The following is an 8,701-nucleotide window of genomic DNA, read 5'->3' as shown; positions in this document are numbered from 1 at the left end:
ATGAATTACCACACAAAAGGGCCTTAATTGGCCCTTTTTCTTTCCTAACGTTTGGCAATTCCGTTACACTGATATTCAATTATTTGGAGGTGATATGCATTGTCCTTTTTGTTCAGAGAACGACACTAAAGTAATCGATTCAAGACTGGTAGCCGATGGCCATCAGGTTCGTCGTCGCCGTCAATGCCTTGCATGTAGTGAACGTTTTACGACTTTCGAATCGGCAGAACTTGTGATGCCTAAAGTCATAAAGTCGAATGGAAACCGCGAACCATTTAATGAAGATAAAATGGTGGGTGGTGTACAGCGCGCCCTAGAAAAACGCCCAGTGAGTGCTGATGCGATTGAACTTGCGATCAGTACGATTAAGTCACAACTCCGTGCAACTGGTGAGCGTGAAGTACCAAGCGAAATGATTGGTAACCTTGTGATGGGCCAATTGAAAGAATTGGACAAAGTGGCGTACATTCGTTTTGCCTCTGTTTACCGCAGCTTTGAAGACATCCGAGAGTTTGGCGAAGAAATCGCTAAATTAGAGGACTAACTCCTCAATCATGTCAAACTTTACTCCCCTAGATTTTCAAATGATGTCGCGTGCTATTCAGTTAGCAAAACGCGGCATTTACACCACTGCACCAAACCCTAATGTTGGCTGTGTCATCGTACACAGTGACGGTCAGATCGTTGGCGAAGGTTTTCATGCCAAAGCCGGTGAGCCTCATGCTGAGGTACATGCTATGCGAATGGCGGGCGACAAAGCAAAAGGTGCGACTGCTTATGTCACGCTAGAACCTTGCTCGCACTATGGTCGAACGCCACCTTGTGCTGAAGGTTTGATTAAGGCTCAAGTAGCCAAAGTGATTTGTGCCATGCAGGACCCAAACCCAAAAGTTGCAGGTCGTGGTATCAAAATGCTACGCGATGCGGGTATTGAGGTTGAAATCGGTTTATTAGAGCAAGATGCTCTCGACTTGAACCCTGCATTTATCAAGCGTATGCAAACGGGCATGCCATTCGTTCAGTTAAAGATGGCCGCTAGCCTTGATGGGCAAACGGCATTGGAAAATGGTCAAAGCCAGTGGATCACATCGCCAGAAGCGCGTCGTGATGTTCAGAACTACCGAGCAAAATCAGGCGCTGTGTTATCAACTAGCCAGACGGTGATTGAAGACAACGCCTCGTTGAATGTTCGCTGGGCAGAGTTGCCAAGCAGTATTAAAGCTCATTACGCTGAAGATGAACTTCGTCAGCCAATTCGCGTGATTCTTGATCGCCAAAATCAACTGTATCCTGAGCTCAAGTTATTCCAAACTCCAACATCGGTATTGAGAGTCGCTGAAACCTCTGCTGATATTGAAGTCGAAACCACAGATGCAGGTCAGCTCGATTTACACGATTTGATGCGCCAATTACCTGCGAATCATATCGACCATATTTGGGTCGAAGCGGGTGCTACATTGGCAAAAAGCTTGATTGAAGCGCAGTTAGTGGATGAGCTAATCCTCTATTTAGCACCTAAACTAATGGGCAGTGATGGACGAGGTTTGATGGGCGCATTAGGGCTCACTTCAATGTCTGATGTGATTGACCTAGAAATTAAAGATGTTCGACAGGTTGGTGTGGATATTCGCATCGTCGCGAAACCTATTATCGCGACGAAACCACAGTAGAAATAGTCATTCCAACAGCATACGTGTCGTTGACAACAAAAAGAGTTTTAAAATGTTTACAGGAATTGTAGAAGCCGTAGGTACATTGAGTGCAATCACTCCCCGCGGAGAAGACATCACCGTAACGGTTAATGTTGGTAATCTTGATATGGCTGACGTTAAGTTAGGCGACAGTATCGCGACCAATGGTGTGTGTTTGACGGTGGTTGAGTTTAACGACCACAGCTACAGTGCAGATCTTTCGCTTGAGACCCTGAAAAAAACGGGTTTTGTCGATTACCAAGCGGGCGATAAAGTTAACCTTGAGAAAGCAATGTTACCAACCACGCGTTTCGGTGGACACATTGTGTCTGGTCACGTTGATGGCGTGGGTGAGATTGTTGAACGCAACCAAGTTGGCCGTGCAATTGAGTTTTGGGTAGAAATGCCAGCAGAGATCTCAAAGTACGTAGCTCAAAAAGGTTCAGTCACCGTTGATGGTATTAGCTTGACGGTGAATGATTTACGCAAGAATGCCTTTAAGCTGACTATCGTTCCTCATACCTCTTCAGAAACGACCATAGATCAATTCAATGTTGGTCGCAAAGTGAATCTAGAAGTCGATGTATTAGCGCGCTATATGGAGCGTTTACTGCAAGGCCAGCAGCAAGAGTCTGAGCCTGACTCTCGATTAACAATGGAATTCTTACAGCAGAATGGTTTTGCCTAACCGTTGGTATAAAGTGCACTAAACATCACTTTGTAAAAGCGAGCAATATCATCAGGTTTAAATAGTGTCGGTTCTAGGAAGCAGAACCATTTCAAAGGATATAGAACAATGCCAATTAGTACTCCTCAAGAAATTATTGAAGACATTCGCCTAGGGAAAATGGTTATCCTGATGGATGATGAAGATCGCGAAAATGAAGGCGATCTGATCATGGCAGCAGAACATGTTACGCCAGAAGCGATTAACTTCATGGCGATGTATGGCCGTGGCTTAATCTGTTTAACACTGACCAAAGAGCGTTCAAACCGCATGGGTTTAGCGCCTATGGTCCAAGACAACAACGCTCAATACACTACTAACTTTACGGTTTCGATTGAAGCGGCAGAGGGCGTAACAACCGGTATTTCTGCATCAGACCGCGCTGTTACCGTTCAAGCTGCTGTGGCAAAAGACGCAAAAGCGGCTGACTTAGTTCAACCTGGCCATATCTTCCCTCTGACTGCTCAAGAAGGTGGTGTTCTAACTCGCGCAGGCCATACTGAAGCAGGTTGTGACTTAGCTCGGTTAGCAGGCTGTGAGCCAGCGTCTGTTATCGTTGAGATCCTAAATGACGATGGCACCATGGCACGTCGCCCTGATCTTGAAGTGTTCGCAGAAAAGCATGACATCAAGCTAGGCACCATAGCTGACTTGATCGAATACCGTAACAACACAGAAACAACGATTGAGCGCGTTGCACAATGTCATTTGCCAACAGAGTTTGGTGATTTCGAGCTTGTGACTTACCGTGACACGATTGATAACCAGATCCACTATGCAATGCAAAAAGGCAGCTTAACCGAAGGTGCTCCTTTGGTGCGTGTTCACCTGCATGACACGTTTACCGATCTGCTTCATTCAGACCGTGGTACCGAGCGCAGCTGGTCGCTAGATAAAGCGATGAAGCGCATTGGCGATGAAGGCGGTGTGCTGGTTATTCTTGGCAACGAAGAGTCGTCTGATTCTTTGATTCATAAAGTGAAGACGTTCGAAGCTCAAGATAAGAATGAGCAACCAACCATGGCTAAGAAACAAGGTACTTCTCGTCGTGTTGGTGTGGGTTCTCAGATTCTACAAGACCTAGGTGTTCATGATATGCGTTTGTTGTCTTCAAGCACTAAGCGTTACCACGCATTGGGTGGTTTTGGCCTTAATGTTGTTGAATACGTTTGCGAGTAAGATGACGTCTGTCCGTTTATAGCGACATAATTTACCGATGATTTCAGTGGCTCTTTTAGAGGTTAATTACGATAAAAGAGTAAAGTAGCCAAGCCCGATTCAAAACGTGTTGAATACACAAGTTTGGCTACTTGCTGCTCCAATATGGTTGGCAGCAGCGCTGCGTTATCATCTTTACATCTCCGGTGTCTGTTCTTCTAAATTAGCATTAGATATTGCTCACAGTTTTGTGCTAGAATCCGGCGATTCTCACTTGATGAAAATAGTTAAAGGAAGGCTTATGAAAGTGATCGAGGGTGGCTTCCCAGCGCCAAATGCAAAAATTGCTATCGTTATTGCTCGTTTCAACAGTTTTATTAACGAAAGTTTACTTTCTGGTGCAATCGATACTTTAAAGCGTCATGGACAAGTAAGCGAAGACAACATCACTGTTGTTCGTTGCCCTGGTGCAGTAGAACTTCCACTTGTAGCGCAACGCGTTGCAAAAACAGGTAAGTTCGATGCGATTGTATCTCTTGGTACAGTAATCCGTGGCGGTACACCTCACTTTGACTATGTTTGTAGTGAATGTAATAAAGGTTTGGCACAAGTGTCTCTGGAATTTTCTCTTCCAGTAGCGTTTGGTGTTCTTACTGTTGATACGATCGATCAAGCTATTGAACGCGCAGGAACCAAGGCTGGTAATAAGGGTGCAGAAGCCGCACTTAGCGCACTTGAGATGATCAACGTTCTTTCTGAAATCGATTCCTAATGGGGGCCAGTGTGAAACCAGCCGCACGTCGTAACGCACGTCAATTTGCTCTACAAGCAATTTATTCTTGGCAAATTACTAAAGAAAATATTGCTACCGTTGAAGAACAGTTCTTATCTGGTGGTAAGTATGATGAAGAAGAGCATCATGCCGCAGAACCTGCTCTAGCTATGCCAGAAACAGACGTTGCATACTTCCGCGACCTACTAACTGGTGTTGCTCTTAGCCACATGGAACTTGATAGCAAGCTTCGTCCATTCGTATCTCGCCCTATGCAAGATTTGGATTTGATGGAACTAGCGCTTCTACGTTTAGCTATGTACGAGATGACTCGTCGCGAAGATGTACCATACAAAGTGGTTATCAATGAAGCTATCGAGCTTGCGAAAGTATTCGCAGCAGAAGACAGCCATAAGTTTGTTAACGGTGTGCTTGATAAAGCTGCACCGCACGTTCGTAAGAAATAAGACGTTCGTATATTGAATCTAAAGGTCAGCTTTTATGCTGGCCTTTTTTGTAACTAAATTTCTGTAATATCAATAATTACGGTGATTTGTATGAAGACTAAAGATAGGGCATGTGATGTCTGGCGAATTTAACCTGATTGAAAAATATTTTGTAAATCGACAACCACAACGTAAAGACGTACATCTGGCTGCTGGCGATGACTGTGCTTTGGTCAAAGCGCCAAGTAATGTTCAGATAGCGATTAGCACGGATACTTTAGTTGCGGGCACTCACTTCTTAACAGAGGCGAATCCGGCATGGGTAGCACACAAGGCGTTGGCTTCGAACATTAGCGACCTTGCGGCGATGGGTGCGACGCCTGCCTGGGTTTCATTTGCGTTAACCATGCCAGAAATCGATGAAGAATGGCTTGCTCCCTTCTGTGATTCCTTCTTCAAACTTGCAGACTATTTTGGTATTCAACTTATTGGTGGTGACACGACCAAAGGGCCGCTGAGTTTAACGCTGACTGTACAGGGCTTTGTGCCAGAAGGCCGAGCACTACGCAGAGATGGCGCGAAAGTGGGGGACTGGATTTACGTAACGGGTAACTTAGGTGACAGCAAAGCTGGGCTAGAGGTGATATTAGACCCAGAACAGAACAAAGCTAAGCCTTATGCACTTGAGTTAGAAGAGAGGCACTACATCAGCTCTCCACGAGTATTGGCGGGGCAGGCGCTCGTGAACCTAGCTTCATCGGCTATTGATATCTCTGATGGCGTTATTGCCGATTTAAAACACATCCTTAAGCGTTCTCAGGTCGGTGCAAGCATTGATGTGAGTGCGTTACCAATCTCCGCTGAATTACTTCAATTCTCTTCTGATACCGGTTCTGCACAGCAGTATGCATTGACCAGTGGTGAAGAGTACGAACTCTGCTTTACCGTGCCGGAAGAGAATAAAGGTTCATTGGAAAGTGCTTTGTCGCACACAGGTACAAAAGTCACCTGCATTGGCCAGATAAGACCTGTAGAATATTTTGAATTACACAATAATGGTGAACCACTAAGCTGGAACTTAACTGGTTACGATCACTTTAAGGTTAATTGATGACAAATCCACTTTCTCTTATTTCTCTTAAAAATCCTTGGCACTTATTGGCTACGGGTTTTGGCAGTGGCTTATCGCCGATTATTCCAGGCACAATGGGCACGCTTGCGTCGATTCCATTTTATCTATTGCTGGTTCAGTTACCGTTTCCTGCTTATGTCGCAGTAGTGGTTGTTAGTTGTATTATCGGTATCAAGATCTGCCAGGTGACATCTGATGATATGGGTGTACACGACCATGGCTCTATCGTATGGGATGAGTTTGCGGGCTTTTGGATCACCATGGGCCTAGTGCCTTTATTGAATATCCCTACGGATGACTGGAAATGGTTATTCACTGGTTTTGTTCTATTTCGCTTTTTCGATATGGTGAAGCCTTGGCCTATTGGCTGGCTAGATAAACGAGTACACGGCGGCTTAGGTATCATGATTGATGATATCGTGGCGGGTATTATGGCGGCTGTTGCCTTGTACGCAGTGGCACATTTCGCGGGCTGGTTAGTTTAAGTTAGCTAAAGGATTAAGACTTAGTTGCAAGCACATTAAGCTAAGTCTCGGATACTAAAAAGGTTGACCCTAGGGCCAACCTTTTTTGCTTTTATTGCTTTTATTGCTTACGATTTTAGAGCTTACGAGCTTACGAGCTTACGAGCTTACGTGTTAAGGCTATTTAGCAAGATAGTCAGAGATCGACTTCTCAATGCCTTTCGCATCTAAGCCAAGCTCTTCATGCAGCTCATCCTGTGTTCCTTGAGCAATAAACTTGTCTGGGAGGCCAAGATTCAATACTGGCATCAGTAGTTTCTCTTGCATCAAGAATTCAATCACACCCGCGCCCGCACCACCTGCTATTGCGTTTTCTTCGATAGTAACAAGTACATCGTAGTCTGCAGCAAGTTGTTTGATCAAAGCTTCATCGAGTGGCTTCACAAAGCGCATATCAGCCACTGTCGCATCGATAGCGTCTGCGGTTTGAAGTGCACTCTCAAGGAAAGTACCGAAGCTTAGGATAGCGACTTTCGAGCCATCTTTTGCTTTTTTGCTTTCGCGAACGATACGACCTTTACCAATCTCTAGCGCAGTAAACTCACTTTGAATCTCGGTGCCCATACCATTACCACGAGGATAACGAACGGCACTTGGACCTGTGTGCTGGTGGCCAGTGTATAGCATTTGGCGACATTCGTTTTCGTCGCTTGGTGCCATGATCACCATGTTTGGAATACAGCGCATAAAGCTTAAGTCGAACGCACCTTGGTGTGTTTGACCATCGGCGCCAACAAGACCTGCACGGTCAATAGCGAACATAACCGGTAGATCCATGATAGCGACATCGTGGATCAGTTGATCGTAGCCACGTTGTAAGAACGTCGAGTAGATAGCCACAATCGGCTTATCACCCGCAATCGCCATACCCGTTGCTAGTGTCACTGCGTGCTGCTCAGCAATCGCTACATCGAAGTACTGTTCTGGGTATTCTTTCGAGAAACGCACCATGCCAGAACCTTCACGCATTGCTGGCGTAATTGCCATCAGCTTAGGATCTTGCGCAGCCATATCACACAGGAAGTCGCCAAAAATCTTAGAGAAAGTTGGTTTCGAGCTGGTGCTCTTAGGCAGACTTGAGTGTGCGGGATCGAATTTCGGAACGCCGTGGTAACCGATTGGATCTTTCTCTGCTGGCTCGTAGCCTTTGCCTTTCTTGGTCATGATATGCAGGAACTGAGGGCCTTTTAGGTCTCTCATGTTCTTCAGCGTTTTAATCAGCTCATTCACATCGTGACCGTCAACCGGACCAATGTAGTTAAAGCCTAACTCTTCAAACATGGTGCCAGGGACAACCATGCCTTTTAGATGTTCTTCTGTACGACGAACGAGCTCTTTAATCGGCGGAACGCCCGATAGCACTTTCTTGCCGCCCTCACGAATTGACGTGTAAAGACTGCCAGAAAGAACTTGAGCTAGGTGATTGTTTAGCGCACCGACGTTTTCAGAGATCGACATCTCGTTATCGTTCAGGATAACCAGCATGTCATTGTGAATATCACCCGCGTGGTTCATCGCTTCGAAGGCCATACCTGCGGTAATCGCGCCATCACCAATCACACTGACGACTTTACGGTTCTTGCCCTCTTTCTTCGCACTGATCGCCATACCAAGTCCGGCGCTGATCGATGTTGAAGAGTGACCAACAGAAAGCGTGTCGTATTCGCTCTCTTGCCGCCATGGGAATGGATGCAGTCCATCTTTTTGACGGATAGTCGATAAGCGGTCACGACGACCTGTAAGGATCTTGTGCGGGTAGGCTTGGTGACCAACATCCCAAACCAACTGGTCAAAAGGCGTGTTGTACACGTAGTGCAGAGCAACGGTTAGCTCTACCGTACCTAAGCCCGATGCTAAGTGGCCACTTGACTGGCTCACTGAGTTTAGAAGATAGGTGCGTAATTCATCACAAAGCTGTGTAAGCGTCTCTTTTGGAAGTAGACGCAAATCCTCTGGCTTATCAGCCAAAGCAAGAGTTGGGTACTTGGATATATCAAGAGTCATAGGTAATGCGCGCTTATTGTCTTAGTTCTTGCGCTCGATGACGTATCGGGCGAACTCTTCGAGTAACTGGGTATTGTATGGGATTGCAGCCAAAGCTTGAAGCGCTTCCTGTAGCAGAGTTTGCGCTTTTTCTTGAGCGCCCTCTAAACCTAACAAAGAAGGGTAGGTGCTTTTGTTCAATTCTTGATCAGAGCCCTGTGGTTTACCCAAAGTTTCGGTATCGCTAATGATATCTAAAATATCATCC

At 45.8% G+C, this 8,701-nt stretch carries 10 protein-coding genes; 8 read left to right on the top strand and 2 right to left on the bottom strand.

Features of this window, described 5'->3' with window-relative positions; genetic code table 11:
• The first annotated feature begins 94 nt into the window (after positions 1-94).
• From nrdR to pgpA, 8 genes are all read left to right on the top strand, one after another.
• Positions 95-544, top strand: coding sequence for a transcriptional regulator NrdR (nrdR, locus tag AB4653_RS03435; protein ID WP_004734394.1), 450 nt, complete (start codon positions 95-97; stop codon positions 542-544).
• Positions 545-584: 40 nt separating this feature from the next.
• Complete coding sequence (ribD, locus tag AB4653_RS03430) at positions 585-1,670, top strand: bifunctional diaminohydroxyphosphoribosylaminopyrimidine deaminase/5-amino-6-(5-phosphoribosylamino)uracil reductase RibD (RefSeq protein WP_102257860.1); 1,086 nt, start codon at positions 585-587, stop codon at positions 1,668-1,670.
• A 52-nt stretch (positions 1,671-1,722) separates the two neighbouring features.
• A complete protein-coding gene (locus AB4653_RS03425; protein ID WP_102257773.1) occupies positions 1,723-2,379 on the top strand; it encodes a riboflavin synthase in 657 nt (218 codons plus the stop codon).
• 108 nt (positions 2,380-2,487) lie between these two features.
• Positions 2,488-3,597 carry a bifunctional 3,4-dihydroxy-2-butanone-4-phosphate synthase/GTP cyclohydrolase II gene (ribBA, locus tag AB4653_RS03420; protein ID WP_017096788.1) on the top strand — a complete coding sequence of 370 codons (1,110 nt, stop codon included), beginning with the start codon at positions 2,488-2,490 and terminating at the stop codon, positions 3,595-3,597.
• A 280-nt stretch (positions 3,598-3,877) separates the two neighbouring features.
• On the top strand, positions 3,878-4,348 hold the full coding sequence (gene ribE / locus AB4653_RS03415) for a 6,7-dimethyl-8-ribityllumazine synthase (RefSeq protein WP_004734398.1): 471 nt from the start codon (positions 3,878-3,880) through the stop codon (positions 4,346-4,348).
• Complete coding sequence (gene nusB / locus AB4653_RS03410) at positions 4,348-4,815, top strand: transcription antitermination factor NusB (RefSeq protein WP_004734399.1); 468 nt, start codon at positions 4,348-4,350, stop codon at positions 4,813-4,815. The genes ribE and nusB overlap by 1 nt, the downstream gene beginning before the upstream one ends.
• Positions 4,816-4,930: 115 nt before the next feature.
• On the top strand, positions 4,931-5,905 hold the full coding sequence (gene thiL, locus AB4653_RS03405) for a thiamine-phosphate kinase (RefSeq protein WP_009847468.1): 975 nt from the start codon (positions 4,931-4,933) through the stop codon (positions 5,903-5,905).
• A complete protein-coding gene (gene pgpA / locus AB4653_RS03400) occupies positions 5,905-6,411 on the top strand; it encodes a phosphatidylglycerophosphatase A (protein ID WP_009847467.1) in 507 nt (168 codons plus the stop codon). The genes thiL and pgpA overlap by 1 nt, the downstream gene beginning before the upstream one ends.
• Positions 6,412-6,570: 159 nt before the next feature.
• On the opposite strand, the gene dxs is transcribed toward pgpA, so the two are convergent.
• Together dxs and AB4653_RS03390 are read right to left on the bottom strand one after the other, a co-directional pair.
• Positions 6,571-8,454: a 1-deoxy-D-xylulose-5-phosphate synthase gene (gene dxs, locus AB4653_RS03395; RefSeq protein WP_009847466.1), complete on the bottom strand. Its 1,884-nt coding sequence runs from the start codon at positions 8,452-8,454 to the stop codon at positions 6,571-6,573.
• 21 nt (positions 8,455-8,475) lie between these two features.
• A partial coding sequence (locus AB4653_RS03390) for a polyprenyl synthetase family protein (protein ID WP_372103328.1) occupies positions 8,476-8,701 on the bottom strand: 226 nt, incomplete at its 5' end.

This window comes from Vibrio sp. 10N.222.48.A3 (assembly GCF_041475345.1).
In the GTDB taxonomy this organism is placed as follows: domain Bacteria; phylum Pseudomonadota; class Gammaproteobacteria; order Enterobacterales; family Vibrionaceae; genus Vibrio; species Vibrio tasmaniensis_A.
The sequence above is the reverse complement of the archived record's forward strand: the minus strand, read 5'-3'. Positions and strand labels throughout refer to the sequence as shown.